This window comes from Fervidicola ferrireducens (assembly GCF_001562425.1).
Classification (GTDB): domain Bacteria; phylum Bacillota; class Thermosediminibacteria; order Thermosediminibacterales; family Thermosediminibacteraceae; genus Fervidicola; species Fervidicola ferrireducens.
Window position 1 is genome coordinate 15,028 of the sequence record NZ_LOED01000016.1, and the last position, 22,490, is coordinate 37,517.

Annotated in this window: 9 protein-coding genes and 4 CRISPR repeat arrays (2 of these 13 only partly in view); of the genes, 1 reads left to right on the plus strand and 8 read right to left on the minus strand. The window is 41.1% G+C overall.

Annotated elements, in window-relative coordinates; translation table 11 throughout:
* Positions 1 to 209: a CRISPR direct-repeat array (repeat unit 30 nt; unit sequence GTTTCAATCCCTCATAGGTAGGCTAAAAAC) (it extends 2,921 nt beyond the left edge of the window).
* 75 nt (positions 210 to 284) lie between these two features.
* Positions 285 to 922: direct repeats of the CRISPR family, unit length 30 nt; unit sequence GTTTCAATCCCTCATAGGTAGGCTAAAAAC.
* 100 nt (positions 923 to 1,022) lie between these two features.
* Positions 1,023 to 5,568: direct repeats of the CRISPR family, unit length 30 nt; unit sequence GTTTCAATCCCTCATAGGTAGGCTAAAAAC.
* Positions 5,569 to 5,829: 261 nt separating this feature from the next.
* Both csx20 and cas6 (AN618_RS07075) read right to left on the minus strand, forming a co-directional pair.
* Positions 5,830 to 6,120 (minus strand): CRISPR-associated protein Csx20, encoded by a 291-nt coding sequence (csx20, locus tag AN618_RS07070; RefSeq protein WP_222926391.1) that lies wholly within the window; start codon positions 6,118 to 6,120, stop codon positions 5,830 to 5,832.
* A 71-nt stretch (positions 6,121 to 6,191) separates the two neighbouring features.
* Positions 6,192 to 6,944 carry a CRISPR-associated endoribonuclease Cas6 gene (gene cas6, locus AN618_RS07075; protein ID WP_066353489.1) on the minus strand — a complete coding sequence of 251 codons (753 nt, stop codon included), beginning with the start codon at positions 6,942 to 6,944 and terminating at the stop codon, positions 6,192 to 6,194.
* A gap of 332 nt (positions 6,945 to 7,276) precedes the next feature.
* Between cas6 (AN618_RS07075) and AN618_RS07080 the strand changes: the two genes are divergently transcribed.
* A complete protein-coding gene (locus AN618_RS07080) occupies positions 7,277 to 7,678 on the plus strand; it encodes a TM1812 family CRISPR-associated protein (RefSeq protein WP_066353490.1) in 402 nt (133 codons plus the stop codon).
* A gap of 18 nt (positions 7,679 to 7,696) precedes the next feature.
* Here AN618_RS07080 and cas6 (AN618_RS07085) read toward each other — a convergent pair whose 3' ends face one another.
* From cas6 (AN618_RS07085) to cas10, 6 genes are read right to left on the minus strand one after another with little or no spacing between them, the layout of a single operon-like run.
* Positions 7,697 to 8,359, minus strand: a complete 663-nt coding sequence (cas6, locus tag AN618_RS07085) for a CRISPR-associated endoribonuclease Cas6 (RefSeq protein ID WP_066353492.1) — start codon at positions 8,357 to 8,359, stop codon at positions 7,697 to 7,699.
* Positions 8,360 to 8,372: 13 nt separating this feature from the next.
* A complete protein-coding gene (gene csm5, locus AN618_RS07090) occupies positions 8,373 to 9,461 on the minus strand; it encodes a type III-A CRISPR-associated RAMP protein Csm5 (RefSeq protein ID WP_066353493.1) in 1,089 nt (362 codons plus the stop codon).
* Positions 9,462 to 9,480: 19 nt separating this feature from the next.
* Positions 9,481 to 10,398, minus strand: coding sequence for a type III-A CRISPR-associated RAMP protein Csm4 (gene csm4 / locus AN618_RS07095; protein WP_066353494.1), 918 nt, complete (start codon positions 10,396 to 10,398; stop codon positions 9,481 to 9,483).
* Positions 10,399 to 10,418: 20 nt separating this feature from the next.
* On the minus strand, positions 10,419 to 11,207 hold the full coding sequence (gene csm3 / locus AN618_RS07100) for a type III-A CRISPR-associated RAMP protein Csm3 (protein ID WP_066353495.1): 789 nt from the start codon (positions 11,205 to 11,207) through the stop codon (positions 10,419 to 10,421).
* A 21-nt stretch (positions 11,208 to 11,228) separates the two neighbouring features.
* Positions 11,229 to 11,669: a type III-A CRISPR-associated protein Csm2 gene (csm2, locus tag AN618_RS07105; protein ID WP_066353497.1), complete on the minus strand. Its 441-nt coding sequence runs from the start codon at positions 11,667 to 11,669 to the stop codon at positions 11,229 to 11,231.
* Positions 11,670 to 13,997, minus strand: a complete 2,328-nt coding sequence (gene cas10 / locus AN618_RS07110) for a type III-A CRISPR-associated protein Cas10/Csm1 (protein WP_245628443.1) — start codon at positions 13,995 to 13,997, stop codon at positions 11,670 to 11,672.
* Between the two features lie 105 nt (positions 13,998 to 14,102).
* Positions 14,103 to 22,490: a CRISPR direct-repeat array (repeat unit 30 nt; unit sequence GTTTCAATCCCTCATAGGTAGGCTAAAAAC) (it continues 2,240 nt past the right edge of the window).

Sequence of the window (22,490 nt, forward strand, 5' to 3'; positions counted from 1 at the left end):
AAACGATTATTCGAGAATGGACATGAAAGTTAGCAAACAAAGTTTCAATCCCTCATAGGTAGGCTAAAAACCCACCGGTATCCAGCTTGTTTCTACTCCCAAGAGCGGAAGTTTCAATCCCTCATAGGTAGGCTAAAAACTTGCACTATTGATGCAAAATGCCCGTATTGTTTAACAAGTTTCAATCCCTCATAGGTAGGCTAAAAACCCTTCCTTACCAACGCCAAAGATTGGCAATACTCTTCCACAAGCTCCCGGAGCTCTTCTCTCAACATTCCCACCCCGTTTCAATCCCTCATAGGTAGGCTAAAAACTCCCAAGGGCAACCCGTACCTCTTTAGGAAGGGTCATTGTTTCAATCCCTCATAGGTAGGCTAAAAACGAGGTATCGTCTCTGCATACAGTGGTGTAGCATCAAGTGGGTTTCAATCCCTCATAGGTAGGCTAAAAACTTGGGAAGGTACTTGCACGGTGAGTGTTCAGCACGGGTTTCAATCCCTCATAGGTAGGCTAAAAACTTTCGCATTCACAAAACCCAGGACTTTTAAGGCATTGCTGTTTCAATCCCTCATAGGTAGGCTAAAAACAGAAAGCCGAGCTGCATGGCCAACCGTATAAGCGAGCGCAGGGTTTCAATCCCTCATAGGTAGGCTAAAAACCTAGCCAGGATAAATTTCTAATGGAGGTGGAAACTGGTTTCAATCCCTCATAGGTAGGCTAAAAACCTGTATAGGGCAGTTTCATGGCAAGCCATATCCGCGTTTCAATCCCTCATAGGTAGGCTAAAAACCAGGCAGTGGGTCGCGATCTGGAAGAGCTGTTTATGTTTCAATCCCTCATAGGTAGGCTAAAAACCGTTGTTCTGACCTTGGCGCAGGGTAATCAGAGAATGTTTCAATCCCTCATAGGTAGGCTAAAAACCCGTATCTCCTCCCTGGCCGCCTCCAGGATTCGGGGTTTTTAGCCTACCTATGAGGGATTGAAACCCCGAATCCTGGAGGCGGCCAGGGAGGAGATACGGCGTTTCAATCCCTCATAGGTAGGCTAAAAACCCTTTATATCCTCAGGGTTGTCCTTGATAAATTCGAGTTTCAATCCCTCATAGGTAGGCTAAAAACTGTATACAATTCATTGATTACGGTCGGGGAATACATCGTTTCAATCCCTCATAGGTAGGCTAAAAACGAAGTTCAATGCGCACGAACTATCCTTCGACGAATTCCTGTTTCAATCCCTCATAGGTAGGCTAAAAACAACCAAGTCAGGTTCCATATTTTCGTCTTCTTCATTGTTTCAATCCCTCATAGGTAGGCTAAAAACCGGTTACCGAGATAGTCTGGAACCCGGAAGGCACAACGGGTTTCAATCCCTCATAGGTAGGCTAAAAACCTCGCAGGAGCAGAGAGAGGCCCTGCGGGAGATATAGTTTCAATCCCTCATAGGTAGGCTAAAAACGCCTTTGAAGTCCCCGGCGACGATGAGGAAAACCCGGGTTTCAATCCCTCATAGGTAGGCTAAAAACTTGCCATCGCTTGGCCGGTGATGCGGGAGCTTCAAATCGGGTTTCAATCCCTCATAGGTAGGCTAAAAACGGACGGTGTTTCTATGTATAACTCGTTTGAACAAAGTTTCAATCCCTCATAGGTAGGCTAAAAACCCTGGGCGTTGCAGGTAGTACCTTTGGGTATGCGTTGCGGAGTTTCAATCCCTCATAGGTAGGCTAAAAACGGCTATAAAATACCGCCGTATCCGCCGCTGTGAGAGGTTTCAATCCCTCATAGGTAGGCTAAAAACCTGGAGCAGCGCTGAGGTTTTTAGCTCTTATTTGGATGGTTTCAATCCCTCATAGGTAGGCTAAAAACATACGACAAGACCGTAGTCCTTGTATTCGGGGCCCAGAAAGTTTCAATCCCTCATAGGTAGGCTAAAAACCTGCCTTCTTCTACTGCGAGAATATTGCCCTCAATTCGGTGTTTCAATCCCTCATAGGTAGGCTAAAAACAATACCCTGTTGCCAGGGCAATATACACAAAAACTCGTTTCAATCCCTCATAGGTAGGCTAAAAACTGCGATACTTCCCGCTCTTCCAGCAGGTGGATGAGGAGTTTCAATCCCTCATAGGTAGGCTAAAAACCTGGTTTCCTAACAGGCGGCAAGCGGAGAAATACGGTTTCAATCCCTCATAGGTAGGCTAAAAACGGTTCTACCTTCTCCCATCCTGCCAGCTTCGCTTTTAGTTTCAATCCCTCATAGGTAGGCTAAAAACTGCCCTGTATCAGTAGGGTCAAAATTCAGTGTCAAGGGTTTCAATCCCTCATAGGTAGGCTAAAAACAGGATATAATGCGAGGGTCCATCGTCAAGAAGGGGAAGTTTCAATCCCTCATAGGTAGGCTAAAAACTCGAACAAATGCGAGCCGATGAGCGCCGTGTTTACGGCAGGGGTTTCAATCCCTCATAGGTAGGCTAAAAACACAATAAATTCGTTTAAGTTTGATGAATTTCCAGGGCGTTTCAATCCCTCATAGGTAGGCTAAAAACGAAGCGACCCCGGCGGCGCTAACTTTGGCGCGAGTAGGTTTCAATCCCTCATAGGTAGGCTAAAAACAAGGGATTTCTTCTCTGGCTATTAAGTCTATGAAGTGTTTCAATCCCTCATAGGTAGGCTAAAAACTATAGAAGCCGTTCGATTATGTCGGCGGCTTCTTTTTGTTTCAATCCCTCATAGGTAGGCTAAAAACATTTTTTGAGCGCCGGAATCAGCCAGGATGCAATCGGTTTCAATCCCTCATAGGTAGGCTAAAAACTTTGCCAAGACTGTAAGCGGGAGGTAAGGGAAAATGGGTTTCAATCCCTCATAGGTAGGCTAAAAACCTCCGGTTGGTGGCATCATGCGACACGCTAGACACGATGGTTTCAATCCCTCATAGGTAGGCTAAAAACGGCCGGTCTTACCAGGCCCTAAGACTAGCTTCGAGGTTTCAATCCCTCATAGGTAGGCTAAAAACAGTCGACGCGCAATTGCAAGAGCATTCGGCGTGCCGGTGGTTTCAATCCCTCATAGGTAGGCTAAAAACTCATGGAAGCGAATCCTGGGAAGATTGTGCTTTTCTAGTTTCAATCCCTCATAGGTAGGCTAAAAACCGGCGACCTCGGCTTCCGCGCCGCTTTGAGTTTAGTTTCAATCCCTCATAGGTAGGCTAAAAACGAGATGTCCGTGGACGGGGATAACGAGCTTGAAGGCGTTTCAATCCCTCATAGGTAGGCTAAAAACCAGTCCCGGCTTGGTGGGCTACAAAAAGTTTATAAAGGTTTCAATCCCTCATAGGTAGGCTAAAAACTGTGGGCCCCAGCAGTCAGCCTGGGTCAAGTCTTTATGTTTCAATCCCTCATAGGTAGGCTAAAAACGGAAACAACCAGCCTGCGTGTGAAACGGCAGGCTATTGTTTCAATCCCTCATAGGTAGGCTAAAAACCAAATCGTCCATTTACGCCGCCTCCTTGATCATTTTCTGTTTCAATCCCTCATAGGTAGGCTAAAAACATGAAATTTATCTGCAACATCCGGAAGATCAAGAGGATGTTTCAATCCCTCATAGGTAGGCTAAAAACTTTAACCGGCGAGGCGGTCAAAGGAGACTATGAGCGTTTCAATCCCTCATAGGTAGGCTAAAAACAATGAAGCTGGCTGCCATATCCGCCGCAATGGAAGCAAGTTTCAATCCCTCATAGGTAGGCTAAAAACCTCACTGGCATGAATGGATTGCCGTTGATAAAGTTAGCGTTTCAATCCCTCATAGGTAGGCTAAAAACTTATTGGAGGAGATAAACGGCACCTGTGGGAAGTCAGTTTCAATCCCTCATAGGTAGGCTAAAAACAAAGGAGGATATTATGGCAACGGCATATATCAGCCAGTGTTTCAATCCCTCATAGGTAGGCTAAAAACTATGCTTTTTATCCGCCACTCAGGAAGGATTAGATAGGGTTTCAATCCCTCATAGGTAGGCTAAAAACGGACCTGCATTCACTTTCCCTCCTTCCCGCTGTATGAGTTTCAATCCCTCATAGGTAGGCTAAAAACTCGTCTGCAAAAAGATGTACAAAACCGCAGCGGTGAAGTTTCAATCCCTCATAGGTAGGCTAAAAACCAAGATTCAACGATATATAATCGTCCCTCTTTGGTTTCGTTTCAATCCCTCATAGGTAGGCTAAAAACGAGTACGTTATAGATCGTTATCCTGCCGACTACGAGAGTTTCAATCCCTCATAGGTAGGCTAAAAACGCTAGCCTCATGGTGCAATCCCTGCCACTGGTTGCACGGTTTCAATCCCTCATAGGTAGGCTAAAAACACATGTGTATAATCATAATCAGAAAGACGATAGCGGGGGGAGTTTCAATCCCTCATAGGTAGGCTAAAAACCGACTCCGTCCGGGTCAAGCGGGCAGATGAAAATTTATGTTTCAATCCCTCATAGGTAGGCTAAAAACGAAGGCTAGGGTTTGTTGTATAATGCTAATTGGGGAGGAGGTTTCAATCCCTCATAGGTAGGCTAAAAACTGACCACGGCGTAAGAGGGTGATGAGCGATGCTGAAGATGTTTCAATCCCTCATAGGTAGGCTAAAAACAGATTCCTGCTTGTGCCCCTTGGGAATGGTCGTTTTCGTTTCAATCCCTCATAGGTAGGCTAAAAACGGAGACGAGGTAGTGGTGGTCTTCCTCAATGGTGACAGTTTCAATCCCTCATAGGTAGGCTAAAAACGGTTTTCCGTTTCTTCGATTTCCGCTTCAATGGCTTGTTTCAATCCCTCATAGGTAGGCTAAAAACCCAGGTCTGTGGACGCAGCATCCGCAACACTAAAGATAGGTTTCAATCCCTCATAGGTAGGCTAAAAACTCCGATAGATGAGGACCACATCAGGCCAGCGGTTGCTGTTTCAATCCCTCATAGGTAGGCTAAAAACTTGTTAAGACTGTCAAGAAGATGATTCCCGACAACAAGGGTTTCAATCCCTCATAGGTAGGCTAAAAACCAGCTCCGCCCATGAGGCCAGAAGCATACATCCTGAGTTTCAATCCCTCATAGGTAGGCTAAAAACGGGGGAAGTTCTTGGGGTGGAGCTTCACGAATTCATCGGTTTCAATCCCTCATAGGTAGGCTAAAAACTGCGTAACGAATGCATTCGTTGCGCATTCGTTGCTTGTTTCAATCCCTCATAGGTAGGCTAAAAACCGCTTATCCAGGAAGGCGAAGGTAGCATAGAGGACATGTTTCAATCCCTCATAGGTAGGCTAAAAACCCATGAGTATGCTGGCCATCATGCGGGCCAAGGAGAGTTTCAATCCCTCATAGGTAGGCTAAAAACTGCCTGGGCGTAGCTTTTAATCTGAGAATCGTAGAGTTTCAATCCCTCATAGGTAGGCTAAAAACTTCATGTCGGCAGCGGGCACGCCCTTCATGAATGCGAGTTTCAATCCCTCATAGGTAGGCTAAAAACTACGTGGCAAACTACGCAGGCTAGCCATGAAAGATCTCCTGTTTCAATCCCTCATAGGTAGGCTAAAAACCCGTAAAATGGTTAAAAAATAAAAGATTTAAAGAGAAAATAGATTGCGTTAATTTTCAATAAATAATTCGACAAAAATACATAAAATCCTTCTCACCCCGCATAAATTCTATCACTATTAGCATTTTGCCCTGTCGTCGGTCCCCGGGGGTTTTTGCATTATTGGAGGTCGACGACATTTTTAATACTGCCTGAACCTTACGTGTTTGAACGTTCTTTTTATTATCGTCCTGTCTTTCTCCCTCTTCTCCTCTGCAACCCTTTATGTCGTAGCATAAACAGGTATCAGATTATTTTCCTTGCAAAAATTAACTATTTCGTACGTCGCGCCATAGTCTCCTTGCACCAAAACAATATCGCCTTTTTCGGCATTCAATAATATAAATTCTTTAATGTCACTTATATAATCTCTAACCTCGTCTATTTCCGGAGGTATATTAGACCACTTTTCCTGCAGTTCTTCCGGCAGTTTGATAAAACATCTTACCCCGTATAATTCTTCAGCCTGCTCTTTCTGGATTTCATCAATTTCGTGGGAAATTAACAAAAACATTTTTCTGCCTTCTCGACATTCTCTGTTCTTCATAATTACTCATATTTACTCCTTCGCAATTCAAAAACTTTTTAGCTTCCTATTACCTCAAAGCAGCCAAAACCCTGGGAATTCTTGCTTCCCAATCCAGTATCATACGCAACCTTTAATAATGGAAAATCTGCAAAAAGTTTATAAACTCCCATCCAGCCTTTAATAACCGTTCCTTTATATTTTATTATTTTGCAGTACTTTTGATTCAACTCAAATGCAGGTTCTATTTTAAAATTCGAACTCTCCACATCATCCATATTCAGCAGTTTAGCCTTTTTAAGCAAATTTTCCTTGATCAGCACAGCAAATTCATCTTCTTCAGGATTGAAATAATATGTTTTCTTGTCCTTTCTATCATCAAGATACGTTTTATAGACAACAACAGGTGAAAGCATTTTAATAAACAAGCCGTCTTTACATTTTTCTTTATCTAATTCTGATAAAACAGAAATTCCATTTATTTCTACGCCCTGTCCTACCAAATCAAAACTGTTATTTTTTAAAAGCGAGCTTGCAAAATCCTTTATAAACCTATCAACCGGCGAAGAAACTATTAACTCAAATGGAGGATATATTTTAATCTTGTTATCCTGCAAAATCTCAAATCGTCCCATCAATCTCGAAAAAGTAAAAAGTTTAAAACTCCTGCTGCCCAATTTAAATCCTTGATTATGCAAAAACTCCGAAAACTCCTCACTTAAATTTTTATAGATAAAAGATTGGACTATGTAGTTATAATGAATCGGCAGTATTAAAGGTTCTTTTGCAGAAAAAGCGACTTTTATCCTCATGATTATCCCTTCTTTTTTCTATAAGATTTTCTGTATTAGTTATTCTATATTCACCCCAAATTTCCCTTTTCTTGTTGATAAAATTGAATTTTGTTAAACTTTTACTGTAAACCTATTTTCCAGGAGGTATCAATACATGGCCAGGCTTCTGTCCTTTTTGGGCACCGGCAGATACGAAGAATGCCGACAATGGACTGCTTTGCAGAGGATTAAATCTGGTTGACAGCTATAAAAGACTCTATAAAAGTCTCAGCGATATAAAAGAAAGCAATAACAGTGCCAGAAAATCTCTAATAAAGCCTTTCAAATATATAACCGAAAAACTGAACAATATGATTACATATGAAGACAGCAATATCAGAACCTATTTGAAAATAGTCGAATTATGCTGCCAAAATAACCTCATTCAGCAGGGATTAACGATACTGGAAGAAAGCCTTATTACATACATCCTGGAGAAAATGAACTTGAATATTACAGAAATAGCCTACAGAGAAATCCCAAGCAAAATATCGTATAAACTGAAGAAGGGCGAGGAAATATCCGAAGACGAAGTCAGGTTCATCAACGCTCTCGGAAAAGACATATTTTTACTACTTTACGACATTGCCGGCATCAGGAACGATATAAATCACTGTGGTTTCAGAAAGTCGGCGAGCAGCTGCACCAGTCTGAAAGAAAACTTGAATTACTTTCTACAAAAAGCCAGAAACATTATTGAATCTATAGATTAAAGCAATAATCATCTCTTTTTACCGTTTCCAAACATAAAGCTCATCGGAAATCATCCCGTAACCGTCTTCGTTGAAAAAACCGAGCCCGCAAAGATAAGCTACTTTCGCAAGTATCTTCGACCCTACTATTTCAAAAGCACCTATATAAGCAACTAAATCTCCCTCAATTTTCTTCTCAAAATTATTCTTAAAAAGAAAAACAAATCTATCATCATCCGGGTACCTGTGAAAAATTCTCTCGTACTTATCTATCAAATTGGCCCTCAACAATTCGCTAAATTCCTCCGGCTTTTTTTCGTATTCGACAGGCTTAAAATTTTTATCAACAACAACCAGCGGCGACCACAAATAACCACTTTTACTGCACTTTGGTTTAACAAAATCTATTCTTTCAATTCCAAGTTTTTGATTATCATTTATAACTATCTTTTCTTTTAACAGCCTTAGCGACAGACCAACCAAAGTTTCGACATCAGGATGCGAAAAATAAAAGGCAATTTTATCGATTGCCCAAAACCCACTATCAGTCTTCCTTGTCTTTTTAGGAAAAACATCCGAAAACACAAACAAATCGTCATCACAGTATTTTTTGAAGAAAGCCTTAAGATAGCGCTTATAAAATGAATCGAAAAATATCCCTTTTTTTGCACTGCAAATTATCTTCATTCTCAGCATATCCATTAACCATTCCTCTTTAATAAAAACTTATTTTTACCCACCCCGGCACAGTGTACGGTTTGCCGTCCTTAAATATAATCCTTCTAGTTTTAGGAAACACATCAGAATCAAATTTTTTTATGAATTTCTTCAGTTTCAACCTGTTTTCGCCCTCGAATAAACTTGAAACTGTCTTGCTGTTGAAGCCGGTACCAAAGCCGATTTGTACCAATATTTCGTTGTCTTTCAGCTGATTACTCAAGTCTTTTAACTGTTTGTAAAAGTTACTTATGTCGTACATCGAAAACTTCTCATAAAACTTTATTTCTCTTTCAATATAGTTATCAATATCTTTTCTTATTAAGCTCACAAAATTTTTTATGTCATTTGCCCTCTTAATCTTTGCTTCGTTTATAACAAAACTATCGTTAATCCTTCCATCAATGCTCAAAAATCCTTTACCCTTACTTCCTTCTTTCAACGCTTCCAAAAATATCGAAAGAGCATCTTTTGGATCATCACAGTTATTTGCTCTGTTGTACCATTTTACCCTGCCGTTACATATATTCAAAATCTTCATTTCGTAAATTCCCATATCCTCTACGTAAAAAGGTTCCGTATCCCCTATAAGCAAAAACCTGAAAGGCGAGTTGTGCGGTTTGCCGAAAATGTTTTCTTCTGCTCTGTCGTCAGCTCTCTTAGGGTCGGATTCCCTTGATTCACTATAAATTGATGATGTGTAAATTTGATTTACACTGCTGTACAACCCTCTTGTTATGGAACTCCTCACAGCTCCCTTTATGGAACTGCCCGGTATGTATGGTTTCCCTGCCGTCTTTATGAATTCTACTACTCCGCCTCTAACTGCTGGAGTTCCCACACATTCCACTACATATTTAATATAATTGTCGACATTTATCTTCAAAGATTTCCAATCCACATAGCCCCTTCTGAACCCGCTTATAACTCCATCAACTAAGATTTTGCTCCTGCTGATGTCTTTAAGCAATTTATAGATATCTATATACTTTAGCTGCCCCTTGCTGCACACATATTCAAAAGACACTTTTTTAATGCCGTTTCCGATACTCAATGGTGAAATTATTTCAACCTCATAGCCTTTCAATACACAACACCTCTTCTTTTTACAATGGCTTCAAAAATGCCACCCCGTATCTTAAAACTCTATGCCCATCAAAACCTTCGGGTGTTACATCCACTACAGTTCCCCTCAATTTTTTTCTAAAAACGCTCCCCTCTGCCAGCATTCTGACTCGCCTTTTTTTGATATCGCTTCCGTAAATCGAATAAACATAACCTCCTCTTTCTATAAAATCATAGCCCAGCAAAGAACCCTTAAGATCGTCATCCTGCGATGGACTGTAAAGAGAAAGCAGCAGATACTCGTTTGAATCTTTTTCGTCATCCTTAACCTCTATAAAATTAGGTTTAAAACAACCAAACCCGTAGGTTCTTTCTCCACCAAGGCCTTCATCTCCAAGAAGCCTTATAGCTGCCAATATCTCTCTTTCTATAGACGGATCTACTTTCAAATAAAACCAAAGCCCTGCATTTTCATCAAAAACGCAGCTGCTAATATAGTATATATTACTGCTATTGCTCACCCTGTCCAGAACCACTCTGGGCCTTTCCGAAATTTTGACAACGTCGCCGCCATAATCTTCTTTTAATAAGAACTGTCCTTTGCAAACTCCCGACCTGCATTTATCATCAAGTATGCTCTCCGAAACATACTTGACTTTTTTAGCCTTTTTATAATCCCCTACTAAATCATACAAATCTAAATTGATGGGCCTTGGCAATAGATAATCTTCACCGACGTAGACAAAAGCAGAGGAATTCTCAAAAAGGCAAACACCACTGGCAAAATTCTCCACCAATTTATCGGTTTTATCTTCGCCGTACAGCAGACTGTAGCAGCACATTATGCCGCTAAAGATCGTGTCGGAGTGGACCACATATTCCGTTAAGTTGTCCATTTTTTCTTTATACCCGAAATGCACGGGGCCTTTAAACTTTAATTTCACCCTGTACTTTTTCATATCTTTCACCATCGCTCAGCTTATAGCTTTATCTCACTGAGGTCTTTCGCATTTTCTACTATTACTTTCTCTCCTCTTCCTTCCTCATAATACTCCTTGTCCCTGAAAGTAATTTTTATATTCTCAAACTTTATCTTGCCGTATCCTCTGCTTCCCTGTCCCCCCAGGTAATCATCCTCCAAAAGCTTCATCGCCTGGATAACCTTACTCAAATACTTCGTCCCTTCATCATTGAGGACATTTAGCACCATTTCGCCCTTAAACTTTGCACCCGCTGGCACTCTCTCGGTCTGCCTCGGGTTCGCAGAAGAAGTAATTCTGTCCAGGTTGTTTTCGAATTTTACTTCAGTCCATTCAAAATCAATATTCTCTTTCATCTCTTTAGTTATGCTTTCTTTATCAAGCTTCGCATCTCTGACAATTAGTCTCGTAGGCGTGATATTTTCAAATACAACTTCTTTCCCGCTGACAAACTTATGTTTTCCATGGTTTCGCCCAAATATATTGCAAACCGCACAATCTTCTTTGTCGCACATATGTATCCTTATCGGATCATCCTTGCTCTCTTTTGAAAAAATAAGTTCTTCAGGTTTAATGAGTCCTTCGGCATATTCCATCAAAGACCTCATTTTCCCTTTCAAACTGCTTCCAGGAATATAAGGTTTGCCTTCTTCGTCTTTTATGACGGCATTATCAACTCCGCCTATGTCCAGGCTGTTATTGGAAGCACCTATATGTAGACCCGTCTTGGCAATTATATCAAATTTGATTATATATTTGCCCTTCAATACATAACTGAAATTTTTCATATCAAACATACCCCCTAACCCTTATTCTTTTCCGCCTTTTGCTCTGTGATATGCTATAACTGCCTGGAAAAAGTCGAAAAACCTTTTATAGTTGTCTTCATTCTTTTCGGCCTCATCGATTGCCCGTGAAAGCACTTCGGAAAACTTAACTTTTCTAAGTTCACTAAACCTGCCCTCTGTATAGGCAATCAGCGACTTTAAAAACTTCAACCTGTAAATCGCCTCATCACCGAACTCTTCCCTGCTTATTCTTTTGGCTTCATTATAAACCTTTCTGATCTTCGAATAACTTACCCCTTTCAATGCCTCACCAAAATTTTCTGCACATTTAATAAGCACATCGCCTCTTTTGTCCTTCTCTTTATTGATAGCTATTTCTATATTCTTCAAAACATAATCAAGCAAAAGATTTACATCTTGTCCCCCCTGATTCCCTCTATTACTCATACGGTTATCCTGCATTTAATTACCCTCCCCTGCTTTTCTTGTTTCTAATTCTGCCCATCTTGCCGAAACATAGGCAAATTTGTATAACTTATTTCCTTTATCTAATAACAAGTCTTGAATTTCTTCGATATAGCCTTTTGCATCTTTTCTTACCCTTTGCTTTAACCTAGAAATATAATAGACGAGTTTCCACACTTTAAAAATTTCGTTTCGCCTTTCGGATATTTTTGAATCTTCCACAGCTCTATAAATTATATTTAGCAAAGACCTCGGCGTCTTTTCATTTAATGCACTCACAATCAGTTCTTTTACCTTTATAAATTTATCAATTTCTTCCCACCCTATATTGCAACCGCAAAATGAAAAACAATTTTTCCTCATTCCTTCTCTCTCATAAGCCTTTGCCTCATCTAGATGTTCTCCAGCTTCAATGGCCACTTTATACAGAGGAAATTTCTCATCAGGCGAAATCTCAAAGGACATCGAAATATTGAGCACCGGATTATGCCCTGTATATTCTTTAAAAAGCCTCCTTATTTCAAACGCCAAATACGGCATTCTGTCCCACGGACCCACAAAGAAGAAATCATCGCCACCGGCATATATCGCATAGCAATACTCGTATTCTTCTTTTATGACATCCTCCAGATACTTGCCGAAAAACACTGAAAGCTCGGAAGACAAAGTAAGCACTCTCGATATCGTCTTGTTATCCTTCAACCCTTCTCTAAAAATCCTCCCTAGATTGTCAACATCTCCCCTCAATATTCCCCATGTCTTTATCCCTTTAGCACTTTTACTTATTTCATCGAAGCTTATTATTTTTCCGCTTTGCTCCTCCAGTTTCATATATGTAGGCACTTTCAAATAGTAAATAAAACTATCGAAATCAAACTTTTCGTGCCTTTCTTTCTTTAAATCATAACAAAAGCCCTTTTTGGGAATATCCAGAAATTCTACTTCAACTCCAAAGCATTTGAAGACATCGAAACACTTATTTATGCTCAATTTTTCAGGGACAACATGTTTTTCATACAAACATCTCTTCTTTATAAGGTCTTCGCCCAGTTCTTCAAAACTGATGCAGAAATGACATTCGTCATCATAATACCTTCCGCAGTGAGGACATACGTTCTTGCCCGGCTCTTCTTTTATCTCAAATATACTCTTATTTTTTACCAGCTCGTAAAATTTCCTGGTTTTTTTATGCTGAACTTCTCTGCTTGCTTCGTCCATTTTTTCAGGGAAATTACATATAAGGTCATTTATATCCGCCTCTACCGCTCCTAACAATACCGAAAGTCTCCCCTTGTGAGCCTCAAAAAACACTTCGTCAATAAACTTCTGATATTCTCCAACTTTTTCCATAAAGCTTGCGGGCATCAATAGATAGAAATGGCCACCGCCTGAGAATAACAAGTTAGTTAGCGGCAATTTTTCAGTCCTTAATATGTACTTTGCTATTAAGTCCATAATATAGGAGATGTAGAAAGACCTTCCTCTTAATGCTTTCGTGGCGCCATCCATTTTGGTGTCATAAACAAAATCCTGTATTCCGGAAATATCGCCCTTTACCAGGCAAAAATACCTTCCCTCTCCTTTAGGGGGAATTATCTTCCTTTTTAACTTGTTGTGGATAGATTCTAATTTCCCCCTATCTTTTTCTTCTCTAAAAATACAAAACGCTATGGCACACGTAGACTTTAAATGTCCCCACAGAGATATATCCGGCCTGGAATAATAGAAGGCAGAAGGAATGTTGGAGGTATATTCTTCAAGCAAATACAAAAGCTTGTTAAGCTCTGTAATATCATCATAACTATTTATTTTCTTGAAATTATCCTCAAATTCTTTCCATAAACCCGAGTATCTCTTTTCGCATTCTTTTTCACTTAAAATTTCATCAGTGGGCTTCCGATATTTATAAATCGGCTCTATTTCTTTATAATGCAATTTTTCTGCTCCGATACCGTCTAGCTCAATATTTGAAAAGATAGAAATTAATTGTTTTGCTTTCCCTTTATCTTCATCAATATCTTCTCTTTCATATGCTGAAATCTTATCAGCAATCGCAACAATCAAATCTACCATATTTATAGGGTCATGGTGGTTCCTCACTGCACTTATTACTTCGCTTATTCCGACATTCTTCTCACAGAAATACGCCCCCCACTCCTGGTGTCTTGGCCCGTATGCTCCCTCAGATTTTATCAACGTGCTATATTCTTTTTCTATCTTTGCTTTAGTATTTTCGTCGCCTATTCTCTGGTAAAACTTACCAATATCGTGCAGAACTGAAGCTAAAAGCAATATTTTTTCTTCTTTACTGAAGCCTTCATGCATCAACCCCAAATTTTTACCCCCTTTCCTGCAAGAGATAACCATTCATTTTTTACTTTGTTTTTCTAAGCTAATAATCTGTTCTTTCTAAAATATTTTCTTATCTCTGTTTCAATCCCTTATAGGTGGGCTAAAAACGAGACCAGAACTGTGACTTTTCATACTGCGGCTACTCTCGTTTCAATCCCTTAGAGGTAGGCTAAAAACGCCCAAACGGTGAAGAAGTATACGGCCGCGTAGTGTTGTTTCAATCCCTCATAGGTAGGCTAAAAACTACGATAGGCTCTTTGCATCATGTGCGCATTGCGGTGGTTTCAATCCCTTATAGGTAGGCTAAAAACTTTTCTAGATGCCCGACGTAAGGCTGATACAGCAAGCAAGTTTCAATCCCTTATAGGTAGGCTAAAAACTGGACGGCTCGTCCACGTAGATGATGCCGTCTGGGAGTTTCAATCCCTTATAGGTAGGCTAAAAACTTGGAAATGCTTGCGTATCATCTCATTACGTCTTTGTTTCAATCCCTTATAGGTAGGCTAAAAACGTGTATGTGCTTGAAATAGATTTACCGAGTATTGCAAGTTTCAATCCCTCATAGGTAGGCTAAAAACCTGGGAAGGTGTATTTTATCAGGCCGTTATCGGTTATGCGTTTCAATCCCTCATAGGTAGGCTAAAAACATCGAAGAGATAGCAAAGAGAAAACTGATAGAAACCAGTTTCAATCCCTCATAGGTAGGCTAAAAACAAAAACCAACCAGAACTTACCAGAACTTAGAGGATGGGTTTCAATCCCTCATAGGTAGGCTAAAAACTTAAAAAATCCGGTCTTCCCTTTAGGGAAGATAAAGAGTTTCAATCCCTCATAGGTAGGCTAAAAACGGAGTGATTATTTGATTGAAATAAATAATGTTTACAAGTTTCAATCCCTCATAGGTAGGCTAAAAACACAAACAGGTTTTCAAAAATGCAGTATCAATTTCCTTTGTTTCAATCCCTCATAGGTAGGCTAAAAACAAACTTTTTAAGTGGGGAAAAGTTTTTATCAAAAAAGTTTCAATCCCTCATAGGTAGGCTAAAAACAGTCGGCAAACTTTTACTTTGTTGTTGTCTGTCGTGAGTTTCAATCCCTCATAGGTAGGCTAAAAACTAAGTTTTATAGCAGGAGTTTCAGGTGGAATTGAACCGTTTCAATCCCTCATAGGTAGGCTAAAAACTTTCGGACTTCAATGTGGCAGTTACCGGGCTGGAAAGTTTCAATCCCTCATAGGTAGGCTAAAAACGATACTTTCCTGGAAAAAGTTATCGGCAAGGGGGTTGGTTTCAATCCCTCATAGGTAGGCTAAAAACAAAGCGAAGGCATAGAGACTGCCGTTGACGAATTGGGTTTCAATCCCTCATAGGTAGGCTAAAAACCGTAACGCTTTGTACTTCTACAAAGATTCTGTAATTGTTTCAATCCCTCATAGGTAGGCTAAAAACAAGGAGGTGTTCGGCATGCTTGAAAGGCTTAACGTGTTTCAATCCCTCATAGGTAGGCTAAAAACGTTGAAACAAACGACCTTTTAAAACGCCGTGAGAACTAGTTTCAATCCCTCATAGGTAGGCTAAAAACGTCGTCTCATCTATTTTGCCGCTGTAGTCTATGATGAGTTTCAATCCCTCATAGGTAGGCTAAAAACTTGAAGAAGGTGCCACCGTTCAAAAATTTACACTTTCTGTTTCAATCCCTCATAGGTAGGCTAAAAACTCCAGTTTCGGGTAGGTTGACCATCTCGGCGGTATCGTTTCAATCCCTCATAGGTAGGCTAAAAACCTTGGCCCTCCAATCCGCATCCAGCATTCATAGTCAAGTTTCAATCCCTCATAGGTAGGCTAAAAACCACCTGGCGTGCTTTATCTCGGCGTCGAGCTAGAAGTGTTTCAATCCCTCATAGGTAGGCTAAAAACAATATGCGGTTTGTGGTGGAATTGCCATTTGTGCTAAAGTTTCAATCCCTCATAGGTAGGCTAAAAACAATATGAGTTTTCAGCGAAGAAGGAAGAAGACGAGAAGTTTCAATCCCTCATAGGTAGGCTAAAAACATAAATTTTTTTAACCATAATAGCGAACATTAGTTTGGTTTCAATCCCTCATAGGTAGGCTAAAAACGCAAGATGGATAAAGTTTTTGTCGCAGTCGAGAAAATTGTTTCAATCCCTCATAGGTAGGCTAAAAACCGGTGTATACATCAGCAGTTGCGATATGGTATGCTGTGTTTCAATCCCTCATAGGTAGGCTAAAAACTTGAGAAAATCTCGATTATAACGATTGAGGTTATCGGGTTTCAATCCCTCATAGGTAGGCTAAAAACATGTGTAGCTTCCGATATGATAATTTGTGGTATTCCACTGTTTCAATCCCTCATAGGTAGGCTAAAAACCACCCTTTCCGGGTAGATATATTTCATTTTTACCGGGTTTCAATCCCTCATAGGTAGGCTAAAAACCTGGCAGGTTTTTTAGTGGAATTACTTAGGCGTAAACTGTTTCAATCCCTCATAGGTAGGCTAAAAACTGCTATTGCTTTTTAGCGGCTCCTCATCGCTCTGAGGTTTCAATCCCTCATAGGTAGGCTAAAAACTCGTCCGTCCTGGCGCGGCTGGAGATGCGGAGGTCGTCGAGTTTCAATCCCTCATAGGTAGGCTAAAAACGCTGCGGTAGCGGCGACGGTATACCTGCTGGCAAGATACGTTTCAATCCCTCATAGGTAGGCTAAAAACCACCTACTACGCCTGGGGTGCAGACGTGAAGGTGTAGTTTCAATCCCTCATAGGTAGGCTAAAAACCAAAAATACGAGTTCATTAAACATCTTTTTCCGCAACTTGGTTTCAATCCCTCATAGGTAGGCTAAAAACTGAATTATGCCGATGTTAAAGAAAGGTTACAGGAATGTTTCAATCCCTCATAGGTAGGCTAAAAACCCAGGCTGCGGCTCCTGAGTTGGATCGTCAACTCCGTGTTTCAATCCCTCATAGGTAGGCTAAAAACTCTATCACCAGGCTTGAGACTACTTTTTAGATCTAAAGTTTCAATCCCTCATAGGTAGGCTAAAAACCTTCGCTCCGTTCATGCTTTACCCTGGTCACAATAACGTTTCAATCCCTCATAGGTAGGCTAAAAACTTCTTTTATACTCGAAATAAGAGCAAACAGGTCATTGTGTTTCAATCCCTCATAGGTAGGCTAAAAACTTTAGAGGATACTCTAGCTGCTCATATCAAGGGTCTGTTTCAATCCCTCATAGGTAGGCTAAAAACGAGAACTGGGCCAAAATGTTGGCTGAAATAGGGAAAAGTTTCAATCCCTCATAGGTAGGCTAAAAACAGTATCCGGTGGAAACAGTTATACACAAAGCGAAAGGTTTCAATCCCTCATAGGTAGGCTAAAAACTTCAATTCGTCTTCGCTCGCTCCTACAAAGGATGCGAACGTTTCAATCCCTCATAGGTAGGCTAAAAACCAGGCTAGTTTGCCGCCGATACAAAGTGCAATTAATCGTTTCAATCCCTCATAGGTAGGCTAAAAACCTTTGTAATAGTCGGCACCGGGCGGAAGTTGAACGAGTTTCAATCCCTCATAGGTAGGCTAAAAACCTATGTAGGCGGTTTGGTGATACTCGCTGTTTTCAGCTAGTTTCAATCCCTCATAGGTAGGCTAAAAACCTAACCGAAGCGATTGAGCGATATATCGAAGAAGCCGTGTTTCAATCCCTCATAGGTAGGCTAAAAACCAGATATAAACATAGATTTATCTGTGATGCTGCCTGAGTTTCAATCCCTCATAGGTAGGCTAAAAACCTTGGATATGACGTAATATTGATAGCACAGTCGGATAGGAGTTTCAATCCCTCATAGGTAGGCTAAAAACCGGCGGTTAGGTCTGAAAGAGAAAAGGAAGAAGAGGAAGTTTCAATCCCTCATAGGTAGGCTAAAAACGAGAATGCGAACTGTCATGCGCAGAAAATCGAGAGGGTTTCAATCCCTCATAGGTAGGCTAAAAACTTCTCTTTGTTTTTTGTTTGGACATAGCAATAAGCGTTTCAATCCCTCATAGGTAGGCTAAAAACCTTGTATTTGTCAACATCATTTTAATTATTTTGTACTGTTTCAATCCCTCATAGGTAGGCTAAAAACATAATTGATGAAGCTGGGTGTTTGTTTAATAGCCGGTTTCAATCCCTCATAGGTAGGCTAAAAACTTCTGGAAGAACCTGTTGGCGACTTTCTGTTACGCAGTTTCAATCCCTCATAGGTAGGCTAAAAACTTGCTGAGAAATACGGAGTGAGACTTGCTGGGCCCGAAGTTTCAATCCCTCATAGGTAGGCTAAAAACAGGAAATTACTCCTGAGAGATTGATAACGTTTTCGCTGTTTCAATCCCTCATAGGTAGGCTAAAAACTCCAAAGTGTAGTTCATATCTCTCACAATTGTCGCGTTTCAATCCCTCATAGGTAGGCTAAAAACTGAAGCGGCAACAGGCGGTAAGAATACTGTTCTTTACGAGTTTCAATCCCTCATAGGTAGGCTAAAAACACCCCAGACGGGGTTGATAAGTCCACAACCGGCAACTGTTTCAATCCCTCATAGGTAGGCTAAAAACTAAATCTTAGGATATAGCCCTTTGAGTTTCTTCATGTGTTTCAATCCCTCATAGGTAGGCTAAAAACGTTTTAAAAGTTACCTCCCTGGTGCCTGCGTTAATTGTTTCAATCCCTCATAGGTAGGCTAAAAACGAAGTCACCAAATGCAATAACTTTTGCCTGCGAAGCAAGTTTCAATCCCTCATAGGTAGGCTAAAAACTTTACGAGAGGGCCAAAATGTAATATCCCTATTTTCGTTTCAATCCCTCATAGGTAGGCTAAAAACTCTGTGGAGCCCCTAACTCCAAATTAGCTTCATTCTTGTTTCAATCCCTCATAGGTAGGCTAAAAACAATAATAAAAAAATCCTTCTTCTACAAAAATTTTTTAGTTTCAATCCCTCATAGGTAGGCTAAAAACGACGTCTTCCCCGTAGCGGTGACCGTTTTCATGGTCAGTTTCAATCCCTCATAGGTAGGCTAAAAACTGTAATTTTTATTATGCTGATTGCCCATCTTACTCCGTTTCAATCCCTCATAGGTAGGCTAAAAACATGTATGTCTGATCTTGTTTGCTGTTGCTAATAATGCCACGTTTCAATCCCTCATAGGTAGGCTAAAAACCTCGCTCGTCTGCGTGGATATATATTGCATGGTCCAGTTTCAATCCCTCATAGGTAGGCTAAAAACGAAGTAGGCTCACAATACAATGTGCCAGCAAATACGAGTTTCAATCCCTCATAGGTAGGCTAAAAACGATAAAGATATAGTCAAAATTGGCGAGGCTAAATTCAAACGTTTCAATCCCTCATAGGTAGGCTAAAAACCGAAGAAAACACGGAAGAAAACTTCGAAGAAACGGGGGAAAGGTTTCAATCCCTCATAGGTAGGCTAAAAACCGGACCGTTGAAGGGCCTGCATTTGTATGTTCGGATAGTTTCAATCCCTCATAGGTAGGCTAAAAACGGCGATGAAGGAATAGTAAAGAAGCTAATAAAGAAAGAGTTTCAATCCCTCATAGGTAGGCTAAAAACCCCTATCTGTTTAACTTGACTCAACTTATAGCTTTTCTTGTTTCAATCCCTCATAGGTAGGCTAAAAACGTGTAGGGAAAGGTACGTGCCCCTTCCCTCTCAGGTGGTTTCAATCCCTCATAGGTAGGCTAAAAACGAATGTTAGAAGCAAGATAACAGAGTATTTAAAATGTTTCAATCCCTCATAGGTAGGCTAAAAACTTAGTAGCCATAGTAAGACCGCCAATAACAGGCAAAGGTTTCAATCCCTCATAGGTAGGCTAAAAACGCTCATACATCGTCAAGATTGGCAACAAAGTGTCAATGGTTTCAATCCCTCATAGGTAGGCTAAAAACGAAGACGATAGCACAGTTTTACTCCTACGTGTGGGAGTTTCAATCCCTCATAGGTAGGCTAAAAACAAGTCTTAAAGCGAATTAATGCATTGAGCGGTCAGGGAGGGTTTCAATCCCTCATAGGTAGGCTAAAAACTCCCCAGGCCGACAAGATAGTCCTCGATGAACCGCCGAAGTTTCAATCCCTCATAGGTAGGCTAAAAACCTCGAATGGTTTGCGCTGGTTGCTCCGAAAGCACGAGTTTCAATCCCTCATAGGTAGGCTAAAAACCCCGTCGTTGTCTTCAGTATCACTTTTTGGTTCAGAGTTTCAATCCCTCATAGGTAGGCTAAAAACTATTCCTGCCTCCATGCGGTTCATATTTGTCGCACTGTTTCAATCCCTCATAGGTAGGCTAAAAACCCAGTGGTAGCAGTTGGAAATGTCGTTTCACTAGCCCGGTTTCAATCCCTCATAGGTAGGCTAAAAACGGTTTTCCAGCATATCCGAGCAAATGAACCAACAATGTTTCAATCCCTCATAGGTAGGCTAAAAACTTCGTAAGCTACGTGGCCCAAAGCGAAAGAGCATATAGTTTCAATCCCTCATAGGTAGGCTAAAAACATTGATAACGTTCTCGCTAAAACCCGAAGGAGAAAGGACGTTTCAATCCCTCATAGGTAGGCTAAAAACCTAGTCCTGCTCGGCGAGCCGGGGTGCGGCAAAACACATTGTTTCAATCCCTCATAGGTAGGCTAAAAACGTCGGCCGCCAACCTACTGTAATTCTACTTTGTGGAAGTTTCAATCCCTCATAGGTAGGCTAAAAACAAGCTCTTGAAGTTTTATACTACCAAGACGAGGTATGTTTCAATCCCTCATAGGTAGGCTAAAAACTTCCAAGTGGCGGGTCCGCTGCCGGTAAGGGTGCGGTGTTTCAATCCCTCATAGGTAGGCTAAAAACAACTGGGATAATCTGCAACTGCTGTGTATTGAGTGCCAGTTTCAATCCCTCATAGGTAGGCTAAAAACATAGCTTTTATCCCGCTCAAATTGAAATTGCAGGAGCAGTTTCAATCCCTCATAGGTAGGCTAAAAACGACTCCTTGAAATCGCTGCAACTTCCTGCTCCCGAGAGTTTCAATCCCTCATAGGTAGGCTAAAAACGAAGAAGTGATTTCTATCCTAAGAGAGATGCACTTTGTTTCAATCCCTCATAGGTAGGCTAAAAACCACAGGAGGATCCTGCAGATTATGTGCGCCGAGGTGAGAGTTTCAATCCCTCATAGGTAGGCTAAAAACCCTGGTGAGGTGCGCCAGGGATTACTTCGTCAAGGGTTTCAATCCCTCATAGGTAGGCTAAAAACTCATCTAAAAGACCCATCGCTTAGAGCTTTCGCCCGTTTCAATCCCTCATAGGTAGGCTAAAAACCTTTCTCGAAAAACTCAGCGAGTTTATCCAGGCCGGGTTTCAATCCCTCATAGGTAGGCTAAAAACCGACAAAGGGCCGGTGATAGCTTTCCATGAAGGAGAGTTTCAATCCCTCATAGGTAGGCTAAAAACACTCATCACGAAGCGGCTCAGGAACATAGATACGGGGTTTCAATCCCTCATAGGTAGGCTAAAAACTTTTACCCTTCATTTCCTCCCCTCCTTCGATTTCAAGTTTCAATCCCTCATAGGTAGGCTAAAAACCTTGCCGATACCCCGCGCTATAGCAGTAGCACACTTCTCTTGAGTTTCAATCCCTCATAGGTAGGCTAAAAACTCAACGCTGATAACTTTCCAAATACCCCTGAATGCGGTTTCAATCCCTCATAGGTAGGCTAAAAACGATGCGGGCGGCACAGCGACTATGATATGTTACGCAGGCGATATGTTTCAATCCCTCATAGGTAGGCTAAAAACAACGGAAGATACAAATCGAAAACAAGCAGTATAGAGGTTTCAATCCCTCATAGGTAGGCTAAAAACTCAAGCGGCTACGTGAAATCCTTTCCCTGGACGAAGAGGAGTTTCAATCCCTCATAGGTAGGCTAAAAACTGTTGGGAAGGTGCTTGCACGGTGAGTGTTCAGCACGGGTTTCAATCCCTCATAGGTAGGCTAAAAACAGTTCGGCCCAGTGGCCTTCTATGTGCGGCTTTACGAGTTTCAATCCCTCATAGGTAGGCTAAAAACCACCTGGAGATGGACGATTGGCTAAGGTGTTAGCTAAGTTTCAATCCCTCATAGGTAGGCTAAAAACTTCGAATCTTCAGGGTTGCCGATGCGATGCGCAGCCGTTTCAATCCCTCATAGGTAGGCTAAAAACCAAATCTACATAAGGCACTCCTTTAGGCCGTGGGTCTTCGGGGTTTCAATCCCTCATAGGTAGGCTAAAAACAGGCAATAGAATTATATGCGGCTTATGGTCTTGTATAGTTTCAATCCCTCATAGGTAGGCTAAAAACTACGAGGAAAGATATGACGGCATAAGCCCGGGCAGGTTGGGTTTCAATCCCTCATAGGTAGGCTAAAAACCTGCACAC